Here is a 21455-nt window from a genome sequence, read left to right on the forward strand (position 1 = left end):
CAGGAGAGAAGACCGATGAGCGACGTCAACGCCCGTATCGACGCCGAAGTGAAGTCCAGCGACGTCGTGCTCTTCATGAAGGGCACGCCCCAGTTCCCGATGTGCGGTTTCTCCGGGCAGGTCGCCCAGATCCTCGGTTATCTCGGCGTGCCCTACAAGGGCGTGAACGTGCTGGAAGACCAGGAGATCCGCGAGGGCATCAAGGCCTATTCCAACTGGCCGACCATCCCGCAGCTCTACGTCAAGGGCGAGTTCATCGGCGGTTGCGATATCACCCGCGAGATGTTCCAGGCCGGCGAGCTGCAGGCGCTGTTCGAAGAAAAGGGCATCACCGTCAAGCAGGCGAGCTGAGGCTCGCCCTACACCTGTCCGCGGAGCTGCGTCGTAGCCTTCAGGCCGCGGCGCATTCCGGGTGGGGCTTGCGGATCCGTTCCTGTGAGGGCGGGTATTTTTCCAGCTTGTCGGCGGGCCTGATCGGCCTGCGCACCAGTTCGCCGCCGCAATTCGGGCAGGCGCCGTTGAAGCGCGTCTCGGTGCAGTCGGCGCAGAAGGTGCATTCGAAGGTGCAGATCATCGCGTCGCGCGTCTCGGGCGGCAGGTCGCGGTCGCAGCATTCACAGTTCGGGCGAAGTTGCAGCATGGCATTCTCCAGACGCGGCGGAGAGATCATGCGACCGGGGACGCTGCGCCGCCAGCGCGACTTGCTGATGAGATCAATCAGCCCAGGCGATTACTTCACCAAAAGCCAGTCCTCGACGACCAGCGCATCGAGGCCGCTGGTATAGAACATCAGGATCGCATCCTCTGCGGTGTGCAGAATGGGCTTGCCCATGATGTTGAAAGAGGTGTTGAGGATCACCGGAACGCCGGTGATGGCATGGAAGGCTGAGATCAGCGCGTGATAGCGCTCGTTGCGGTCGGCCGTGACGCTCTGCAGCCGGCCAGTCGCATCTTCATGAACCACGGCGGGGACGCGTCCGCGCACCGGCGGCTTCCAGACCAGCGTACGCTCCATATAGGGCGAGTCCTGGTAGTTCTCGAACCAGTCCGTGCCGTGTTCGGCGAGAATCGACGGGGCGAAGGGGCGGAAGGCCTCGCGATACTTGACCTTGGCGTTGAGCAGATCCTTGGCGTTGGCCGGGCGAGGATCGGCAAGGATCGAGCGGTTCCCGAGCGCACGTGGGCCGAACTCGGCCTTGCCCTGGACCCAGCCGACAAGCTTGCCCTCGGCAAGCAGCCGGGCCGTCACCGGGGCAACCTCCTTGGGTGCGAGACGCTTCAGGCGAGGCTCCCAGGCTGCCATGCGCTCCAGCGGCTCGGTCGAGACGCGCGAGCCGAGATAGGGCGTCATCGGGCCCTTCGGCGCGCGCCAGCCCGGATGTGCCTCGGCATGGGCGAGCCAGGCCGCGCCAATGGCATTGCCGTCATCGGCGGGAGCGGAGGGTACGAAGACCTGGCTGAAGCCGTGGCGGCCGACGATCTTGCCGTTGAACGACGAGTTGAGCGCGCAGCCGCCTGACAGCACCAGATTCTCGGAGGGCACCAATGCGGCAGCTTCAGCCAGCAGAGCCGCCATCATCTCGGCGAAGACATCCTGGCCGCAGCGGGCAAGGTCGGCCCAGCCCTGGTCGAGCGCATCAGTGGGCCGCCGCGCCAGGATCTCGGCGGAGACCGCGCGTATGGTTGCGGCATCCGCGAAGGAAAGCTTGTTCTCCTCGATCCGATAGAGGCGTCGCAGCAGCGCCAGCAAGCCGGCATCCTGCTTGCCATAGGGCGCGAGCCCCATGATCTTCCATTCCTCGCCCTTCGCCTGGTCGAAGCCGGCCAGGTCGGTGACGAGGCCGAAATAGAAGCCGATCGACTCGCGCCCGCGGTGACGCTTCACCTCGTTGATCTCGCCATCGCGCAACGCAAGGATGGCCGAGGCCCCTGTCTCGCCCATGCCGTCGACGACGAGGCAGGCGGCATCGCGGAAGGGCGACGACCAACAGGCATAGGCCGCGTGACCGAGATGGTGGCCATAGCGCTTGATCCCGGTGACATTTGCCTTGCCGAAGGCGCGGTCGAGCCCGAGCAGAGTGCCTAGGCCGGCGCGCTGCTGGCCGAGATGCAGCGAGGCGATCAAGGCCCGCTCGGAGCGCTCCGGCACCAGCGAGCGGTTGAGCTCGGGGGAGAGCTTGAGCAGTTCATCGATCGTGAAGGCGCCGGTCCGGCTCATCTGCTCGAGGAACCCGGTGAACTCCCCGCTCCAGCTCGTCGCGATCTGTACCGGAGCGCCTGCCGGGATGTAGCGCTTGAGCAGGCTTTCCATCCGCGGTGCGGAATCGGGTTCGCAGTTCGGTGCGCGCTTATGTTGCAGGTAGCGCTCGGTCGCCTCGGCGAAGAGCACCTCGCCATCGGGGCCAACGATCGCGATCGCAGGATCGTGGAAGGTGGTCGCGAGGCCGATCGTGTAGCTCATGCCGCAACGATATGGAGCAGAGCGCGCGATCAGGCAAACCGCGGCGGCTCAGCGTCCGAGCGCCGTGCGAATGAAGGAGAGCGCGTCCTGGCTGGCCCAGTCGGCAGGGCCCTGGAGCATCGCGAGTTCACAGCCCGACGGGTCGACCAGGAAGCTGACCGGCATGCCTTCGATCTTTTTGGCCGAGCGCAGATCCTGGAAGACCTTGGCCTCCGGATCGGCGTAATAGCCGAGCTGGTCGATCTTGCGCTCGGCAAGCCAGGTCTTCGGCTTCTCGAGGTTCCGGGTGTCGATATTGATCGCCACCACCGCGAAATCCTGGCCGCCGATCTTGCCCTGCAGCGCGTCCAGCGACGGCATCTCATGCAGGCAGGGCAGGCACCATGTCGCCCAGAGATTGACCAGGACGGTCCGTCCCTTGAAGGCTGACAATGTTGTCGGCTGGCCGTCGGGGCCGTTGAAGGCGAGGTTTGGCAAGGGCTGCGATGCTTTTGCAACCTCAACGGCCGCAAGTTCGCCGCGTGCCAACGGTCGCAGTTTTTCAGCGGTCGCTGCCGCCGCCGAGCATGATCCCGAATTGCCGGCCCGGCCCTGGACAGAGTAGAAGGCCGCGACGCCGCCGAGTGCAATCAAGGCGAGAGCGCTGAAGGCGGCAAGTGTTTTCGAACGAGACGTCATTGCGCGTCCAAAAAGCAGGAAAGAGCGTCGTGAGCAATCGCATGTGGGGAGGGCGTTTCGCCACGGGGCCGGACGCCATCATGGAGGAGATCAATGCCTCCATCGACTTCGACCAGCGCCTGTGGCGCCAGGATATCCGGGGGTCGCTGGCGCATGCGGCGATGCTGGGCGAGACCGGCATCCTGACCCGTGAAGATGTGAACGTGATCAGCGCAGGGCTCAAGGCGATCGAGGCCGAGATCGAGGCCGGCACGTTCACGTTCTCGCGCGCGCTCGAAGACATCCACATGAATGTCGAGAGCAATCTCAAGGAGCGGATCGGCGCTGCGGCGGGCCGTCTGCACACGGCCCGCTCGCGCAACGATCAGGTCGCGACCGATATGCGCCTGTGGGTGCGCGATACGCTCGAAACGCTCGATCGGCAGATCGCCGACCTGCAACTGGCTCTTGCCGAGAAGGCCGAGGCCCATGCCGGTGCGGTGATGCCGGGCTTCACGCATCTGCAGTCGGCGCAGCCGGTGACGTTCGGGCATCACATGCTCGCCTATGTCGAGATGCTGGCGCGCGACCGCGGTCGTGTCCATGATGCGCGCGAGCGCCTCAACGAATGCCCGCTCGGCGCTGCGGCGCTTGCCGGCACCTCCTTCCCGATCGATCGTTTCCACACGGCCAAGGCGCTCGGCTTTGCCAGGCCGACCGCCAATTCACTGGATTCGGTTTCGGATCGCGATTTCGTACTGGAGACACTCGCGGCGGCCTCGATCTGCGCCATGCATCTCTCGCGTTTCGCTGAGGAGATCGTGCTGTGGGCGACGCCCCAGTTCGGCTTCGTCAAGCTCTCGGACAAGTTCTCGACCGGCTCCTCGATCATGCCGCAGAAGCGCAATCCCGACGCCGCCGAGCTGGTGCGCGGCAAGGCGGGACGCGTCTTCGGGCATCTTCAGGCGCTGCTGACGATGATGAAGGGGCTGCCGCTCACCTATTCCAAGGATATGCAGGAGGACAAGGAAGGCACTTTCGATGCGCTGCAGTCGCTCTCGCTGTGCCTTGCCGCCACGTCGGGCATGGTCCGCGACATGGAGCCCAACCTGAAGGTGATGAAGAACGCCGCGGGCCTCGGCTACGCCACCGCGACCGACCTTGCGGACTGGCTGGTTCGGGTTCTGAAGATGCCGTTCCGCGATGCGCATCACGTCACTGGCAAGCTGGTCGGCGTCGCTTCTGCCAGGGGCGTCGGGCTGGAGAAGCTGACGCTCGCCGAGATGCAGGACGTCGAGCCGAAGATTACCGAGACTGTCTTCGCCGTGCTCGGCGTCGAGCAGTCGGTGAAGAGCCGTGTCAGTTATGGCGGCACGGCGCCGGCCAATGTCCGTCGTCAGGCCAAGCGCTGGCTGAGGCAGCTCGCCAAGGAGCAGCAGTGACAATTCGGGGGAGATGCCCGGGCACAACCCGGGCATGACCGCAGGAGATTCCCGGGGCGGCCCTGCACTCTGCCCTGGGAATGACGCTCCGTCGCTGCAAAGGCTCGCAAGCGCGCGCGCCTTTCGCTACAGTCCCCGTCACATATTGCCCGAGGATTCCCGTTCGTGCTGCACCCCCGCCTGAAACTCGGCCGCGCCATCGTGGTCGCCGGCCTGCTAGGTCTCGCTTTGACTGCCTGCGGCCGCAAGGGACCGCTCGAAGCGCCGCCGAACGCGACCAACGCCCTCGACCTGCCTGACGAGGACATCGGCGCGGTCGAGAACCGCGTGCCGGAGACCACGACTTCGCCGATCGCCAAGCCGCCGAAAGCGAGCCGCGCCATCGCCATTCCGAACAAGAGCTTCGTGCTCGATCCTCTGCTCTGAGATCCCGATGCATCACTTTGCCTATCGCGACGGCGCGCTCTTCGCCGAGGATGTCGATCTGCGCCGGATTGCGGCCGAGGTCGGGACGCCGGTCTATGTCTATTCCTCGGCGACGATCGAGCGGCACTACAGGCTGTTCGAAAGCGCAATGCGTGGCATCGATCCCGCGGGGCCGGCGCCGCATGTCTTCTATGCCGTCAAGGCGAACGGCAATCTCGGTGTCCTGAAGACGCTGGCCGCGCTCGGCGCGGGGGCCGATACCGTCTCGGAAGGCGAAGTGCGCAAGGCACTTGCCGCCGGTTTCGCTCCCGAGAAGATCGTCTTTTCCGGCGTCGGCAAGAGTGAGAGCGAACTCGCTTTCGCAGTCGGGGCGGGCATCTTCCAGATCAATATCGAGTCGGAGAGCGAGCTCGACCTGTTGTCGAAGGTGGCGGCAAGGCTCGGCAAGCGCCAGGAGGCTGTCTTCCGCGTCAATCCCGATGTCGGTGCCGGCGGCCACGCCAAGATCACCACCGGCTCTGCCGCCAACAAGTTCGGCGTTTCCTTCGAGGAGGCGAGCCGGCTCTACGCACGCGCCGCCAATATGCCGGGTGTCCGGATGATGGGGCTGGCAGTTCATATCGGCAGTCAGATCCGCGAGACCGAGGCCTTTGAGGCGGCCTATGCCAAGATGGTCGGCCTCGTTGGCAGCCTGCGGGCGGAGGGGCACCGGGTCGACCGGCTCGATCTCGGCGGAGGCCTTGGAATTCCCTACGAGATTCCGAAGGATTTCGATCACGGTCCGAGCCTGATCGAGGATTACGCGGCCATGGTCGGGCGCGTCACCAAGGGGCTCGATGTCGAGCTTGGCTTCGAGCCTGGCCGCCTGATCGTCGGCAATGCCGGCATCCTGCTGACGCAGGTGTTGCATCTCAATTCGCGGCCCACCAAGCAGTTTCTCGTCGTCGATGCGGCGATGAACGACCTGCTGCGGCCGGCGATGTACGAGGCCTATCACGAGATCTGGCCGGTGGCCGAGCCTGCTGCCGATATGCGCAAGCTTGCCTATGACGTGGTCGGACCGATCTGCGAATCGGGCGACACATTCACCACCGATCGCCTGCTGTCGGAGCTGAAACAGCACGATCTGATCGCCTTCATGACAGCGGGGGCCTATGGCGCCAGCATGTCTTCGACCTATAATCAGCGCCCGCTGGTCGCCGAAGTGCTGGTCAAGGGTGCCGAATTTGCCGTGACGCGCCCGCGCCAGAGCTATGAAGACCTGATCGGCACGGATCGTGCACCGCCCTGGCTGGCCTGAGCCTGCGGTTCACGAAACGCGGAGCGGCCTGTGTGTGACAGGGCTGCACTCTGGCCTTGCCATATTCACGTGATAGCGTGCTGTTACTTGGTGGGGTTCACGCGGAGCGGGGGCGGCTCGGAGCGACGGCATGAAAGAGGCGCAGCGCCGCATGGCGCTTGATCCGATCGGGAGCATCCGCCAGCGCCTTGGCAGGCTGGCCGCGGTGTCCCGCGCCTCGCTTGCCTGGGAGCGCCTCTGGCCCCGGCTCTGGTTGCCCGCGACAGTCATCCTCACGTTCCTGGCGCTGTCCTGGCTCGGGCTGTGGACGCACCTGCCCTGGCAGGGCCGCGCCATGGGCGTCGTGCTCTTCTTGTCTGCGCTGGCTGCCAGCATCTGGTACGTTGTTCGCACGCCCTTGCCGTCACGGCGCGATGCGCTGGCGCGGCTTGACCAGTCGCTGCAAGGGGCGCATCGCCCGGCCTCGGCGCTGGAGGACAGTCTCGCCGTCGGTTCGAACGATCCGGTTTCCCAGGCGCTGTGGAAGCTTCACGTCGAGCGCCAGGGCGCGCAGATCGCTGGTTTGCGGGTCGCCCCGCCGCGGCCACGCATGGCCATGCGCGACCGGCTTGCCATTCGCGCCGTGCCGCTGCTTGCGGCCGTCACCGCCTTTTTCGTCGCTGGCCACGAGGCCGGATCCCGTATCTCGGCTGCCTTCGACTGGCGCGGTCCGTCGGCGCCGGTTGCCGCCGCCAGGATCGATGCCTGGATCGATCCGCCCGCCTATACCCGCTTGCCGCCGATCCTGATCGATTTCGCCCGGCTGCACGGCACCGCCTTCACCGCGCCGGAAAAATCGACCGTGGTGATTCGCATTGCCGGCAAGAGCGGCATGGATGTCGTGACCACGGGCCGGCTCGACGTATTGCCGCCGCCGCAGACGAAGGATGGCAAGCCGGTCGAGCCGGCCTCTGTTGCCGTGCTGGAAAAGCGCTACATGCTGGCCGGCAATGGCACGCTCAGGATCACCGGCAGCGGCGCGCCTCAGGCGACACTGACCCTGACCGCGGTTGCGGACCAGCCGCCCCAGATCAGCTTCGTCGAGCCGCCCAAACCGGTCAGCGGGGTGCAGGGCGGGCTGGGGCTGACGTTCCGCGCCAAGGACGATTACGGCATTGCCTCGGCCGAGGTCGTCGTCTCGCGGACCGGGCCGCCATCGGGCGGGCGCTCGCTGGTCGAGCCGCCGAAACAGGCGCTCAGCGTTCCGTCCTCCCCGTCCGGCGAGGAAGAACTGAAGAACACGGTCGATTTCTCGGCTCATCCCTGGGCCGGTGCCAAGGTCAAGATGGTGCTCGTTGCCCGCGACGAAGCCGGGCAGGAGGGCCGCAGCGAGACGGTCGAGGTCGTCTTGCCGCAGCGCACCTTCACCAAGCCGCTCGCCAAGGCGCTGGTCGAGCAGCGACGCAAGCTCGTCATGGATGTCGACGCGCGCAAGCACGTCCAGCTCGCCATGGATGCGCTGCTGATCGAGCCTGGGCGCTTCATGAAGGAGGCCGGCGTCTATCTCGGCATGCGCATGATCGGCGAAAGGCTGCGGCGCGCCACCAATGACGACCAGTTGCGCGATGTCGCCGACCTGATGTGGGGCATGGCGCTCCAGCTCGAGGATGGCGATCTCTCCGATGCGGAGCGCGATCTGCGCGCCGCCCAGGAACGGCTGCAGCAGGCTCTGGAGCGCGGGGCGTCCGAGGAAGAGATCCGCAAGCTGACCGAAGATATGCGGCGGGCGCTCGACAAGTTCATGCGCGAGCTCGCCCAGCAAATGCAGCGCCAGCAGCAGAATGGCGACCAGAACCAGGCGCAACTGCCGGAGAATTTCCGCTCAGTGACGCCGCGAGACCTGCAGAACATGCTGAACCGGATCGAAGAGCTTTCCCGGCGCGGCGACATGGCCGAGGCTCAGCGGCTGATGGAGGAGCTGAACAATCTCCTCAACAATCTCCAGATGGCGCGGCCCGGCCAGCAGGATCCGCGGCAGCGCGAGATGAACCAGGCACTCGGCGATCTCGACCGGATGACCCGCGACCAGCAGAACCTCCGCGACGAAACCTATCAGCAGGAACAGCAGCGTCAGAACCGGGCGCAGCAGGGCCGACGCCCTGGCCAACAGCAGGCGCGCCCTGGCCAAGGACAGCGTCAGCAGGGCCAACAGGGCCAGCGCGGGCAGCGTGGACAGCAGCAGCCCGGCCAGGAGGGCGAAGACGGCGAGGGCGAGGACGGGCAGCAGGGAGCCGAGGGTCAGCAGCAGGGCCAAGGGCAGGGGCTGTCACAGCGCCAGCAGGCTCTGCGCGAGCGCCTGCAGGATCTGCAGCGGCGGATGCGCGGCATGGGCGCCCCGGAGTCCGGCGAGCTGGGCGAGGCCGAGGACGCAATGCGCGAGGCCGAAGGCCAGCTCGGCCAGGGGCAGGGCGAGGGTGCGCTCGAATCGCAAGGCAAGGCGCTCGATGCCTTGCGCCGTGGCGGGCAGAACCTTGCCCAGCAAATGCAGGGGCAGCCCGGTGACGGCGACGGTACGGAAGGCGCCTTCGGCGAGCCGGATGGCCAACCAGCCGGCCGGCCTTCTGCACAGCAGCGAGGCCGTGACGATCCGCTCGGCCGGCCGCAGCGTCAGCGCGACTGGGCCGATGGCCGCGTGCGCGTGCCCGGGGCCGATGAAAGTGCGACGCAGCGGGCGCGGCGCATCCTCGAAGAGCTCCGGCGTCGGCTCGGCGATCCGTCGCGGCCCCTCGAAGAGCTCGACTATCTCGAGCGGTTGCTCCGGCGGAACTGAGCGCTTTCAGGCCTTGCGGGAGCTCGCGACCAGCGCCCCGGCCACGATCAGCGCGCAGGACGCCGCGAGCAGCCAGCTCGCGGCCGCATAGCCCGCGATCACGAGGATGAGCGTGGAGAGCACCGGTGCGGCATAGGAGGCGACACCGAGGAAGGCGACGTCGCCGCGCTTCATGCCGATATCCCAGCAGATGAAGGCCAGCCCGATCGAGCCGAGGCCGAGCCCGAGCGCGCCGGCCCATTCAACTGTCGTCAGCTCCCAGAGGGTCGTCTCGAAGGCCGCGTGGCACGCAAGGGCGGCCACAGCGCAGCCAAGCAGGGTGACGCCGAGGCTCTCGGACGGCACCTCGGCAAACCGGCGCGACAGAACCGAGTAGCTCGCCCAGACGAAGGCGCCAAGCGCGGCAAGTCCGTGTCCGAGCGAGAGCCCGCCGCCTGCGCCGAGCCCGCCCGAGATCAGCAGCGCCGTCGCGGCGAGCCCGATCAGCGCCCCGATCAGATGCCGGAGCTTCAGGGTGCCGCCCGGCAGCAGCGCTGCGAAGAGCACGATCAGCAACGGCCAGAGATAGTGGATCAGATTGGCCTCGGCCGCCGGCGCGGTCTTGACCGCGGCATAGTAGAGCGCGGTGTCGCCGAAGGGGCCGTAGAGGCCAAGCGCGAAAGAGCCCCAGGTCGGCCGAACCCTGCGCAGTTGCCCACGTGCGGCGGTGATGCAGAGGATCAGCATGCCGCCGATGGCAAACGTCATGCCGACGAGCTGGAACGGCGGTACGCGACCGGACATGGCCGTGAACAGAGCCAGCGTCGACCAGAGCAGGATGGCGCCAAATCCGGTGAAGGTCGCGGTGCGAGAGGTCATCGGCGGGAAAGCTGCTTGGGGGCGGGACGCTGCTGGCGTTATCAGATCGACGGCTTGCTGCCCATTGATCGCAGCGCTCAACCGACGTGAGGAAAGCGGCTTGCATGCTCGCAAGCCGTGGCGCGCTGATCCCGCGGCCGCGTCGAACAGGTCTTCTGGCGCTGCGGGCTTACCGTCCGGTTATGATCTTGATCGGTGCGCCCAGGATCTTGAGGGGCACCGAGACGATCGCTTCCAGCGAGTCGCCCAGAGCCTCACGCGCATTCTCCGACGCGCGGGCCTGCCTGCCGACACCGCGCTCCAGCGTGCTCTTCAATTGAGGCGCGATCTCCGCCAATTGCGCGAACTTGCCGTGATTGCTCGAATCGGTGGCCTTGACGTCGGTCATGTCGAGGACAACGGCGCCAAGCTGCGCCAGCTCCTCCGCATTCTGGGCATCTCCGACGCGGCCCTGGCCTCCTGCGATGAAACTCGATGCACCCAGCGCCTTGTCGTCCTTGGACAACACGATGAAGAACGGCTTCTTTGGTTTTCCGAAGCGCCGCATCTGCGTCTTGAAGACGTCGATGTCGATATCGGGCGCCGCCAGAATGACAATATCGATCTTCTCGGCGCCGGCGAGCCCGCCTGAGATCTTGATCTGGCGCAGGGCTTCGACAGTCACCCAGTTGCCCATGGAATGGGCCAGGATATTGACCTTTTCAGCGTTGCTGGCCAGGAGCAGCCGGATCGTCCGTTCGAGGTTGTCGCGCGCTGCCGTCGCGCTGTTCGAGTCATAGACATATTGTGTCAGCGCCCCCCGCGATGCCCAGGTGAACAACACCGGTACGGCGGGGGCCTGGGAATCGTGCATGACCTGGGCGAAGCGGTAGAGCCCTTCCGCGAACATGGTGTTGTAGCCATGGATGAAGAGCACAACGTTGCGGCTCCCGCGTGGGCGCAAGGCGAGCTGGGCGTTGAGCGCCCTGATGAAGGCCTGCTCTCCGTCGAGGTAGCCGGCCTGGCGCACGACGAAATTGGCCTTCGGATCGCCTGGAGCCGTCGAGGCCCATTCGATTTCGCCAGGTGTGTGCGTTGGCGGAACCGAGACCTCGATCTTGGCGAAATCGAGCGGCATGGCACGCTCGCCGTTGAAGAGCGTCCCTGGCCGCTCGTCGCGCTGGCGGGTGGTGGCGACCAGTATGGTGTGAGAGGTCGACCCGGCCTCGACTGCTGCAACGGGGGCCAGGAACCCCGTTTCGGGCCGCGAGGCGCAGGCGCCCGCAAGCGCAGCGGCCATGATTGCAGCGACGATTGCCGCGTAACGCATGCGAGGCGACAGGAGCGAGCCCCGGCCCAAACGACGAATCCTGTATCCCACGCCCGCTTGCGAATAGGTCATGTACGGCTCCCCGGCGCGCCGAGCGTATGACGCGCAGCCCGGGCCGTAAAGAAGCGGTCTGCGCTTGCTTCGAGCTGCCTATTCTGTGGGGCCGGATACAGTTGAGCCTGCGCTCCGGCCGCACAATTCTTGCGAGCTCTGTGCTTGCCCCCGCTAAAACTGTCGCTTGCGACCGGGGATGAGCTCGCTCGCGCTCAGCGCTCGCGCAGCCAGTCCATCATCTGATAGCGCCAATAGGTCGCCTGGACAGCGACAGTGCCGAATACGCCGCCGTTCCAGACGAGGCCGAAGGGGGCGAACAGGCGATGGCGTTCGCTGGTTCCGAGAATGGCCTCGGCAATGACGCGGCCACCGATCGCGGTGGTGTTGAGCCCATGTCCGCCAAAGCCGAGGCAGTGCCAGACATTCGGGCTGAGCTGGCCAATCTGCGGCATCAGATGTCGCGCATAGGACATCAGGCCCGACCACGCGATCTCGACCTTCAGTGCTTCGAGCTCGGGATAGGTCGAGATCATGGTCCGGCGCAACAGGGCGGCGAGATCGCGCGGCTCGCTGGTGCGGGTGGTGATGCGGCCGCCCCACAGCAGGCGCTGGCCGTCCTCGACGATGCGATAATAATCCCCGGCACGACGGTCATCGCTGATCGCGGCGCGCGTCCCGATGGCCTTGGCGATCAGCTCCGGCGCTGCCTCGGTCGTCAGCACATAGGTCGCGATCGGCAACTGGCTCGAGCGCAGCTTTGGCACGAGGTTGTCGGTATAGCCGCCGCAGGCGATCACGACCTGCCGGGCGCGCAGCTCTCCCGATGCGGTGACCAGGCGTTTCTCGGGACCGGAGAGCTCGGCCGAGACAACGCGCGATCCCTCGATGATTCGCCCTCCCAACGCTTCGATGGCGTCTGCCAGGGCGCGTGCGTAGTTCAGCGGATGGATGTGGAAGGAATGGGGATCAAACAGGGCCTGGTGGTACTTCGGCGAACGAAGCACCTCGCGAACCTGCTCGGTCGGCCAGAAGTCGACGGTGTAGCCGTGATCTCGCGCCAACTGGTCGCGAGCCCGAGCGAGACTGTCGCCACTGTCATAGCGCACGACGCTGATCCTGCCCGGCCGGGGATCGGCACCGGCGATGGCGAGGTCGCGAATGTTGTCGGAAACGATGCGCATGCCCTCGATCGAGAGGCCATGGAGTTCGTTCGCCTTAGTCTCACCAATGGCGCTTGCGATCGAAGAATGGCTGCGGGCATAGCCGGGGCTGACGAAGCCGCCATTGCGCCCCGATGCGCCCCAGCCGACCGCCTCGGCTTCCAGCACCGCGACCGAGCGTCCGGCCCGGGCCAATTCATAGGCGCAGGTGAGCCCGGCGAGCCCGCCGCCAATGATACAGGTATCGACCTCGATGCGGCCCTGCAGCGGGGCCCTCTTGTTCGTCGTCGCGGCGGTGCGGGCATAGAAGGTATCGGGATAGGTCAGCATGATGCCCAGCAAGGCTCTTGTCGCAGGAGGAGCGAGGCAGTCCGGTCAGTGGGCCGGACTGCGATCGTGATCGGTCTTGAGTCGACGCTCAAGGAACCGGCTATAGGACCCCATGCCATAGCTGAACAGGGCGTAGACCAGAGCGGCAAACACATATCCCTCGATTACGGCGATACCCTGCCAGTTCGGGTCGCGCAGCGAGGCGCGGACCGTATCGAGAAAGTCGAGGAGGCCGATGATGGTGACCAGCGTGGTGTCCTGGAAGAAGCCGATGAAGATATTGACGAGCGGCGGAATCACGATCTTCAGCGCCTGCGGCAGGATGATCTTGCGCATCGACAGCCAGTAGCCGAGCCCGAGCGCCGCAGCGGCTTCGTGCTGGCCCTTCGAGACCGCCTGTAACCCGCCTCTGACGGTCTCCGCGATATAGGCTCCGGCGAAGATGATGATCGCGACCTGTGCCCGCAGCAGTTTGTCGACCGTGAGCCCGTCCGGCATGAACAACGGCAGCATCACCGAGGCCATGAACAGGATCGAAACCAGCGGCACGCCGCGGACGACCTCGATGAAGATGATGGCGATGACCTGAATCGCCGGCAGCTTCGAGCTGCGTGCCAACGCCAGAACGACACCCAGTGGGAAACCGAACGCCAGGCCCACCGAAGACAGCATGAAGGAGAGCGGCAGGCCACCCCAGTTCGTGGTGCTGACGACAGGCAGGCCGAACACGCCGCCATACATCAGCACGCCGCAGATCACCGGCACGGCCAGCCAGAGCCAAAGCAGTCGCCGCGACCAGAAGCGCGGAATCATCGAAACGATCATGGCGCCGAGAAACAGGATCACGGCGAAGGCCGGCCGCCAATGTTCGTCGTAGGGGTAGAAGCCGAAGATCATGAAGCGCAGCTTCGCCGCCAGGAACGGCCAGCAAGCCCCGGCCCCGACCTTGCACGCCTGCGGCCCGCCTTCGAGCACCGCGCGCGTCACGAGCCAGCCCCAGGCTCCCGTGACCAGGCGATAGATCAGCCACAGGCAGGCCAGTGTGATGACGGCATTGATCGGCGTGCCCAGAAAGGGCTTCAACCGGGCGGTCAATTCGCGTCCGCGCGGCGGCGGCAGGTCCGCCCGCGCGAGGTTGAGTGTTTCCATTTCGGCGGCGCTGACCATCTCAGCGCTCCACCAGGGCGACGCGGGCGTTGTACCAGTTCATGAACAGGGAGATCGTGATCGACATGCTGAGATAGACCAGCATGAAGATGGCGATGCCCTCGATCGCTTGTCCCGTCTGGTTCATCGTGGTGTTGGAAACCATCACGAGATCGGGGTAGCCGATGGCAATGGCGAGCGATGAGTTCTTGAACGTCGACAGATAGGAACTGGTCAGCGGGGGCACGATCACGCGTAGCGCTTGCGGCAGCACGACGAGCCGCATGGTCTGACGGTCATGCAAACCCACGGCGCGCGCCGCTTCCCATTGGCCGCGCCCGACCGAAAGGATGCCGGCGCGCACGATCTCCGCGATTCCGGCCGAGGCGGAGAGGCCGAGCCCGACCAGCAATGCGGTGAATTCCGGGGTGACCTGAACACCGCCGGTGATGCGGAACCGGCCCTTCTCCGGCCAGTTGATCACGAAATCAGGCTGCAGCAGCAGGATCGCGAGCAGTGGAGGACCAAGAAGGGCGGCGACGATGATCGGCCATCCCGTCTGGTTCTGTCCGGAGGCGACGCGCTTGCTGCGCAGCCTGGATGCCACGAAGAATGCCAGTACGATACCGGCGATCACCGCCGCGAGGACGCCGGTATGCGCGGAAGACCAACGCAGTGACGGAACGATCAGCCCGCCATTGCTGAGGAAGACCTCGGGCAATGGCTGCCAGGCTTCGCGGACAGGCGGGAAGACCGCGACGATGAGTGCATACCAGAGGAAGAGATAGAGAAGCAGCGGCACATTGCGCAGCGCCTCGACATAGATCAGTGCCAGAAAGGCCAGAAGTGGATTGCGCGAGAGCCGGGCTATCCCGACGATCAGACCGAGCAGCGTCGAAACGGTGACCGCGAATATCGACACCCAGATCGTGTTGAAGATGCCGACGAGCAGGGCGCGCGCGTAGGTATCGCCGGAATCATAGCGGATGAAGGACTGGCTGATGACGAAGCCGGCCGGGCGCGAGAGATAGTCAAATCCGGTCGCAATGTTCTGTTCCGCCAACTTGCGCGAGACATTGCCGAACAGATAGAGCCCGACACCGACGACGAGCGCAACGGCGACGACCTGATAGAGCACGGCGCGCACGCGCACGTCATAGAGCAGCCGCACCGGACTGGATGCAGAGGAAGCCATCGAGCTGTTCCGGTCTGGAGTGCCGCCGGCAACAGGGCGCTGCCGGCGGTCTCAGTTCAATCGAGGGAACGCACGTTGGCTGTGATCACCGGAACGGTGGCGAATAGAGCAGGCCGCCCTTGTTCCAGAGCTGGTTGGGGCCACGGCTCAGGCCAAGCGCGGTCTTCTCGCCGAGGCTGCGCTCGAAGATTTCGCCGTAATTGCCGTTCTGCTTGATGATGTTATAGGCCCATTTGTTGTCGAGATTCAGCATCTTGCCGAGATCGCCATTGACGCCCAGCATGCGCTGGATCTCGGGATCCTTGCTCTTCAGCTGCTCGTCGACATTGGCCTGGGTGATGCCATATTCCTCAGCCGCGATCAGCGTATTGACCGACCAGGAGACGATGTCCTTCCAGTTGCTGTCGTTCTGGCGAACGACGGGTGCGAGCGGCTCCTTCGAGATCGTTTCGGGCAGGATGACGAACTGCTTGGGATCATTCGCAACGGCGCGGACCGAAGCAAGGTCGGAGCGGTCGGTGGTGATGACGTCGCAGCGGCCTGAGAAGAAGGCGTTGCGCCACTCATTGTTGTCCTCGAAGACCACGGCCTCGTATTTGATGTTCCGCGGCTTGAAATAGTCCTCGAGATTCTGGAGCGTCGTCGTGCCGGGCAGCAGGCAGATCGCTGCCTGTGAAAGCTCCGACGCGCTCTTCACGCCGAGTTTGGTCGAGACCATCAACCCCTGGCCGTCATAGAAAACGATCGGCGCGAAATCGAGCCCGAGCGAGTTGTCGCGCGAGAAGGTCATGGTCGTCTGGCGCGACAACACGTCGATCTCGCCGGACTGCAGGGCCTGGAAGCGGATATTGGTGTTGAGCGGGACGAATTCGACCTTGTCTGGCGCGCCGAACACTGCAGAGGACACTGCCCGACAAACATCCGTATCGAATCCCTGACGCACGCCCTTGTCGTCAGCATAGGAGTAGCCCGCGGAACTTGGCGAAACACCGCAAAGGACCTTGCCACGCTTCTTCACGGCATCGAGCGTCGCCTGTGCCGAGGCCGGACCCGCAAATACGGCGAGTGCGGCGGCGGCGATCCCGAGCGCAGCAATTTTATTGATCATTTTCGGCATTGTTCACTCCCCTAGGCCCGCCTTTTTTCCGGCGTGTAGTAACGAGCCTATTTGTGCTGGAAAACAACTTCAAGTGTCCTGATCAGCACAGTCGTCATGCGATGGGACCCGGTTCCCAACACTGCCATCGGAGTGCTGCAATCGCAGGGCGTGCGTCAGGCACCGGTGAAGGACGCCATCCCGGAACATGCGAGACCAAGGGACCGCGATGGCTTTCGTGAATCCGCAGTGAGCTGATGCGTTTTCTGCAAGGCACGGCGCAGAATGCCGTTCCGCAACACATTCGAGGGGGGATCACAGGATGAATGACGGCAAAGGACAGGCCGGCAACGGGCAGGTTGGGACGACGGTTATCCGGAACTGCGACTGGATCGTCGCGTGGGACGCTTCCACATCTTCCCATGTCTATCTGCAGAATGCGGATTTCGCCTTCGCCGGCAATGAGATCACCCATGTTGGGCCGGGCTATCTCGGATCGGCGGATACCGAGCATGACGGCCGCGGCGTGATGCTCATGCCCGGCTTCGTCGACATTCACAGCCATACTGGCCATGAGCCGGGCTGGAAGGGCATGCTCGAGGAATTGGGGAGCAAGCGCCTGGGGCAAAGCTCGCTCTACGAGTTCATGCCGGTCTTCAACATCGGTCCGAAATATGCCCGTCATGCCTGCCGGGTGGCGACATCGGAACTGCTGCGGAGCGGCGTGACCACGATCTGCGATCTCGCCGCCCCCCGCGAAGACTGGGTTGGCGATTATGAGGTCACGGGTATTCGCGCCGTTCTCTGGGCGATGCATCGCTCGGGGGCCTGGCGTACGAGCAATGGCCACTCCGTCGAGTATGACCTGGATACGGAACGCGGGGACCGGCTGCTGCTGGAGGCTATCAAGGTGGCCGACGAAGCAAACAAGCATCCGAGTGGCCGGATCAGCGGATATTTCGGGCCCGCGCAGATCGATACCTGCACCGAAGGGCAGATTCTCGGTGCACTTGAAGCCGCACGCGAGCGTGGCCAGCCGATCCAGATCCATGCCGCACAGAGCATTGTCGAATTCCAGGAGATCGTGCGTCGCACCGGCTGCACGCCGATCGAATGGCTCGACAAGATCGGTGCGCTTGGTCCCGACACCGTGATCGGGCACTGCATCTTCCTCAACGATCATCCATGGCTGCATTGGCCGCAGGGCAACGACTTCGAACGGCTTGTGCGGAGCGGCGCACAGGTCGCCCATTGCCCCGTCGTCTTCGCGCGTCGGGGCATCGCGCTGAATACGCTCGCCCGCTATGTCGATGCGGGAGTTCCGGTCGGCATCGGCACCGACAGCTTTCCGCACAACATGCTGGATGAGTTGCGGATGGCTTGTTACGCCGGGCGCATCGTTGCGGGGAGCTTCACCGCAGCGCCGACATCCTATGCCTTCAGTGCCGCCACCAATGTCGGAGCCGACATCATTCGCAGGCCCGATCTCGGCCGCCTGGCCATCGGCTGCAAGGCCGATTTCTCGATCGTCGACATGACGAACCCTTACATGCAGCCTGACTACGATCCGATCCGCAGCATCGTCTATTCCGCGAATGACCGTGCGATCCGGGACGTTTACGTGGATGGGCGACAGGTTGTCGCCAACGGGCAGGTGCTCCACTTCGACATCGGAAACGATATCGAGATGCTGCGCCAAGGGCAGCGGGACGTGATCAAGACGGCGAGCGAGCGGGATTGGGCCGGACGGGAAATCGAGGAGCTGACGCCGCGCGTCTATAAGATCAAGCATCCCGATCGCACGGACGGCTAGCTTCCCAGGCATCGCGGAGGGGAGGGAGGCGAGGGCGAACTTGCCGCCATCCCATGCCGGCGGCGGTGAGTTCGGTTGGGCGGCTCGATGTCGCTCAACCGGCTGTGCGGCCCCGGTCGCGCGGCTATGCTGCGGCCGAGTGATTGAGGTAACATCGAGCGCTTCAAGCCGACTGGCGATGTTGGTTGGAAGGAGAGACGGCGTTGCGTTTCATGCCCTCCGTCTGTGCCGAGGCCGCTGGCCGAATGAGGCGGCGCGATTTCGTCGCGCTCGCCGGTGCAGCGATGGCCTGGACCCTCCCGGCTCGCGCGCAACAGCCGGCTATGCCGGTCATCGGGTATCTCGGTTCCGAATCCCCGGGGCCCTATGCCAGCCGCCTCCGGGCCTTTCGTGAGGGCCTGGCAGAAGCCGGATTTGTCGAGGGGCGCAATCTCGCGATCGAGTATCGGTGGGCGGAGGGCCAGTATCGCCAACTGCCCGCCCTCGCGATGGATCTCGTCAATCGTCAGGTGACGGTGATCGTGGCGCCCGGCGGCGCCGAGGTCGCGCTCGCGGCAAAATCGGCGACGACGACGATCCCGATCGTCTTTGAAATGGGAGGAGACCCCATTGCGCTGGGCGTCGTCGACAGCCTGTCTCGGCCGGGAGGCAATCTCACGGGGGTGTCGAGCCTCAGCGTGGAGGTCTCGCGCAAGCGGCTGGAGTTCATGCACGAGCTGCTTCCTGGTGCCGGGAGCCTTGCCGTTGCCGTCAACCCGACCAGCCCGACTTCGAACTCGCAAATGAAGAACCTCCAGGCAGCGGCGGACAGTCTTGGTCTGCAGCTTCGTGTCCTGACGGCCAGCACCGAACAGGAATTCGACGGCATGTTCAGGACCGTGTCTCAGATGCGGCCGGGCGGTCTCGTCTTCTCCTCTGACCCCTATTTTGCCTATCGCAGTCAGCGGCTTGCCGTCCTCGCAGTCGAGCACGCGGTGCCGGCTGTGACCCAATCCCGTGACTTTCCGATCGCCGGCGGGCTGATGAGCTATGGCGGTGATTTCGAGCAATCGCACCGTCACGCCGGAACCTATGCCGGCCGCATCATCAAGGGCGAAAAGCCCTCCGAACTCCCGGTCCAGCGCGTGACCAAGGTCGAGATGTTCATCAATCTGAAGGCCGCCAATTCTCTGGGCCTATCGTTCCCGCCTTCGCTACTGAGCAGCGCCGACGGGGTGATCGAATGACCCGGCCGGTGAGCCGGCGCGTGAGCTAGCACGGTGCCCCATTCGCCCGACGTCCCACGAACCTCGCTGTTCAGGAAGTATTTTCTCGCCCTGTTTGCGGCGGTCGCCCTGCCGCTTCTGATCGCGGGTGGGAGCGAAGCCTGGTTCGGCTATCACGACCAGCGCGCCAGGCTGAACGACCTGCTCGATGCAGAAGCCCGAGGGGCGGCGGCGAAGATCCAGGATTTCATGGAAGGGATTCGCGATCAGCTTGGGTGGATGGTGCAATTGCCGTGGTCGGAGGCGACCGACGAGCGGCGCAGGCTCGACGCCTTGCGCCTGCTGCGCCAGGTCCCCGCCGTGGTCAGCCTCCGCCTCATCGACGCTGCCGGCAAGGAACGCCTTTTCGTATCGCGCATCGGCCTGAACAGGGTCGAGAGCGGCGAGGACCACTCGGCGAATCCGGCGGTGGCGGGAGCCCGCTCGGGGCGGGTCTGGTTTGGGCCGGTGACGTTCTATGGCGGCTCGGAACCATTCATGACGGTCTCGGTCGCCGGCAATCGCTCGGCGGTCGGAGTGGCGGTCGCGGAGGTCAATCTCAAGTTCATCTGGGATGTGATCTCGGCGATAAGGGTGGGGCGAACCGGCGAGGCGTTCGTGCTCGACCAGCCGGGGCGCCTTGTCGCTCATCCCGATATCAGCCTGGTGCTGCGTGCCGACGAAGCCGCAACGCAACCGCTTCAGGCCTTGCGGGCCGCCATGCTGGCGCGCCCCGGCCAAGCGATCACCGGGCTGGATATCGCGCGAAACACGGTGCTGGCCGCCATGGCGCCGATCCCCGGCGTCGATTGGAGCGTCATCGTAAAGCAGCCCGTGACTGAGGCATTCCGCCGGATCAACGCCGCACTTTGGCGCACCGGGGTGCTGCTCATTGCGGGAACGGCCCTTGCGGCGGTGCTTGCCTATTGGCTGACGCAGCGCATGGTCGGGCCGATACGGCTCCTGGAGGAGGGCGTCGCGCAGATCGGCGCAGGGCAGTTCGACCACCGGATCAGCCTGGGCACGGGCGACGAGTTCGAGCGGCTAGCCACCCGGTTCAATGAGATGGCCGGTGAATTGGCCGTGTCCCAGGAACGCTCCGAACGCATCAGCCGGCTCCGGCGCTTTCTCGCGCCGCAAGTGGCCGAACTCGTCGACCGTACGGGGGATGACGGCGTGCTCGACGGACGACGCGTCGAGGTCGTCGTGGTCTTCTGCGATTTGCGCGGCTTCACCGCCTTCTCGGCGCAGGCTGAGCCCGAAACCGTGATGGGCGTGCTCGGCGAGTACTACGGCGCCATCGAAGCGGTGGTCAGCGCGCATGGGGCGACGCTGATGGGCTTTTCCGGGGACGGAGCGATGGTCCTGGTCAACGCGCCGGTTTCCTGCCCTGACCCGGCCCTGCGCGCCGTCACCATGGCGAGCGACATGCAAATGAGCGTGCAGAAACTTCTGGTCGGATGGCGCAGCCGGGGCCACCAGCTTGGCTTTGGCGTGGGGCTGGCCATGGGGCCGGCCACGGTCGGGCGGATCGGCTCGGAAGGCCGCCTCGATTACGCTGCGATCGGCAACGTCACGAACCTGGCATCGCGCTTATGCGCGAGCGCCCGGGATTCCGAGATCCTGATCGATCGCGTCGCGGCCCGCGCGGTTGGTTCCAGCGTGCCGCTGGCTGAGCTGGATCCGCGGAGTCTGAAAGGGTTCGACCAACCCGTTCCCGTCTTCGCCGTTGTCTTCGGCATCGGACATTAGATCATCGGACCAGATATCGTATCCGATCCGATGATCTAACCATCCGGGATGGCATCGGCTTTCCCGAAAACCGCAATCCACCTTTCGGGCCGATGCCTTAGGTGCCGGCGGCGCCGCTCGTGGAGCAGATTGGCTCCTGATAGCGCGCCGGCGACGATGGCCGTTGATCAGGGACAAACATATCCGGTTGGGTCCGGGACGCAGCGCGCGCCCGTGGGCAGTATCAATGCGCCGCGTGGATCCCGCCGGACATAATCGCCGTTGGGCAGCTGGAAACCGCCGCTTTGGTCGGGTGTCACGCGCGTGCCGTCAGGCAGGACGAAGTCGCTGCCCGACCTTATGATGCGCTTCTCGGGCGTGCTGTCCGGCACGATAACCTGACGCACTGGCGTCGGGCTGCATG

17 protein-coding genes are annotated in these 21455 nt (G+C 65.1%); 8 read left to right on the forward strand and 9 right to left on the reverse strand.

Annotated elements, in window-relative coordinates; genetic code table 11:
- Positions 1-15 precede the first annotated feature (15 nt).
- Complete coding sequence (gene grxD, locus AC1DGP_RS17715) at positions 16-351, forward strand: Grx4 family monothiol glutaredoxin (RefSeq protein ID WP_043233156.1); 336 nt, start codon at positions 16-18, stop codon at positions 349-351.
- Between the two features lie 40 nt (positions 352-391).
- Here grxD and AC1DGP_RS17720 read toward each other — a convergent pair whose 3' ends face one another.
- From AC1DGP_RS17720 to tlpA, 3 genes are all read right to left on the reverse strand, one after another.
- The gene (locus AC1DGP_RS17720) at positions 392-640 is read right to left on the reverse strand and encodes a DUF1272 domain-containing protein (RefSeq protein WP_476832357.1); all 249 of its coding nucleotides are present in this window, start codon (positions 638-640) and stop codon (positions 392-394) included.
- 90 nt (positions 641-730) lie between these two features.
- Positions 731-2461 (reverse strand): carbamoyltransferase family protein, encoded by a 1731-nt coding sequence (locus AC1DGP_RS17725; protein ID WP_476832358.1) that lies wholly within the window; start codon positions 2459-2461, stop codon positions 731-733.
- A 48-nt stretch (positions 2462-2509) separates the two neighbouring features.
- Positions 2510-3139: a thiol:disulfide interchange protein TlpA gene (gene tlpA, locus AC1DGP_RS17730; RefSeq protein WP_476832359.1), complete on the reverse strand. Its 630-nt coding sequence runs from the start codon at positions 3137-3139 to the stop codon at positions 2510-2512.
- A gap of 29 nt (positions 3140-3168) precedes the next feature.
- On the opposite strand from tlpA, the gene argH reads away from it, so the two are divergent.
- The 4 genes from argH (at position 3169) to AC1DGP_RS17750 (ending at position 9095) form a co-directional block, all read left to right on the forward strand.
- Entirely contained in the window at positions 3169-4560 is a 1392-nt protein-coding gene (gene argH / locus AC1DGP_RS17735; RefSeq protein WP_476832360.1) for an argininosuccinate lyase, read from the forward strand.
- Positions 4561-4725: 165 nt separating this feature from the next.
- Complete coding sequence (gene lptM, locus AC1DGP_RS17740; RefSeq protein WP_441504369.1) at positions 4726-4986, forward strand: LPS translocon maturation chaperone LptM; 261 nt, start codon at positions 4726-4728, stop codon at positions 4984-4986.
- A gap of 7 nt (positions 4987-4993) precedes the next feature.
- On the forward strand, positions 4994-6286 hold the full coding sequence (lysA, locus tag AC1DGP_RS17745) for a diaminopimelate decarboxylase (RefSeq protein ID WP_476832361.1): 1293 nt from the start codon (positions 4994-4996) through the stop codon (positions 6284-6286).
- A 130-nt stretch (positions 6287-6416) separates the two neighbouring features.
- Positions 6417-9095 carry a TIGR02302 family protein gene (locus tag AC1DGP_RS17750; protein WP_441504371.1) on the forward strand — a complete coding sequence of 893 codons (2679 nt, stop codon included), beginning with the start codon at positions 6417-6419 and terminating at the stop codon, positions 9093-9095.
- 6 nt (positions 9096-9101) lie between these two features.
- On the opposite strand, the gene yddG is transcribed toward AC1DGP_RS17750, so the two are convergent.
- The 6 genes from yddG to AC1DGP_RS17780 all read right to left on the reverse strand — a co-directional run bounded on the left by yddG (position 9102) and on the right by AC1DGP_RS17780 (position 16255).
- The gene (gene yddG, locus AC1DGP_RS17755) at positions 9102-9953 is read right to left on the reverse strand and encodes an aromatic amino acid exporter YddG (protein ID WP_441504372.1); all 852 of its coding nucleotides are present in this window, start codon (positions 9951-9953) and stop codon (positions 9102-9104) included.
- A 169-nt stretch (positions 9954-10122) separates the two neighbouring features.
- Positions 10123-11334 carry an alpha/beta hydrolase gene (locus AC1DGP_RS17760; RefSeq protein ID WP_476770478.1) on the reverse strand — a complete coding sequence of 404 codons (1212 nt, stop codon included), beginning with the start codon at positions 11332-11334 and terminating at the stop codon, positions 10123-10125.
- Positions 11335-11528: 194 nt separating this feature from the next.
- Positions 11529-12803 (reverse strand): NAD(P)/FAD-dependent oxidoreductase, encoded by a 1275-nt coding sequence (locus tag AC1DGP_RS17765; RefSeq protein WP_441504509.1) that lies wholly within the window; start codon positions 12801-12803, stop codon positions 11529-11531.
- A 48-nt stretch (positions 12804-12851) separates the two neighbouring features.
- On the reverse strand, positions 12852-13973 hold the full coding sequence (locus AC1DGP_RS17770) for an amino acid ABC transporter permease (protein WP_441504374.1): 1122 nt from the start codon (positions 13971-13973) through the stop codon (positions 12852-12854).
- A gap of 1 nt (position 13974) precedes the next feature.
- Positions 13975-15147: an amino acid ABC transporter permease gene (locus AC1DGP_RS17775; RefSeq protein ID WP_441504375.1), complete on the reverse strand. Its 1173-nt coding sequence runs from the start codon at positions 15145-15147 to the stop codon at positions 13975-13977.
- Between the two features lie 85 nt (positions 15148-15232).
- On the reverse strand, positions 15233-16255 hold the full coding sequence (locus tag AC1DGP_RS17780; RefSeq protein ID WP_441487957.1) for an amino acid ABC transporter substrate-binding protein: 1023 nt from the start codon (positions 16253-16255) through the stop codon (positions 15233-15235).
- Between the two features lie 310 nt (positions 16256-16565).
- Between AC1DGP_RS17780 and AC1DGP_RS17785 the strand changes: the two genes are divergently transcribed.
- The 3 genes from AC1DGP_RS17785 to AC1DGP_RS17795 all read left to right on the forward strand — a co-directional run bounded on the left by AC1DGP_RS17785 (position 16566) and on the right by AC1DGP_RS17795 (position 21052).
- The gene (locus AC1DGP_RS17785; protein ID WP_441504376.1) at positions 16566-18056 is read left to right on the forward strand and encodes an amidohydrolase family protein; all 1491 of its coding nucleotides are present in this window, start codon (positions 16566-16568) and stop codon (positions 18054-18056) included.
- A 245-nt stretch (positions 18057-18301) separates the two neighbouring features.
- Positions 18302-19282, forward strand: a complete 981-nt coding sequence (locus AC1DGP_RS17790) for an ABC transporter substrate-binding protein (protein ID WP_441504510.1) — start codon at positions 18302-18304, stop codon at positions 19280-19282.
- A gap of 33 nt (positions 19283-19315) precedes the next feature.
- Positions 19316-21052 carry a cache domain-containing protein gene (locus AC1DGP_RS17795; RefSeq protein WP_441504377.1) on the forward strand — a complete coding sequence of 579 codons (1737 nt, stop codon included), beginning with the start codon at positions 19316-19318 and terminating at the stop codon, positions 21050-21052.
- The last annotated feature ends 403 nt before the right edge of the window (positions 21053-21455 follow it).

Source organism: Allobosea sp. 05T433 (assembly GCF_056396065.1).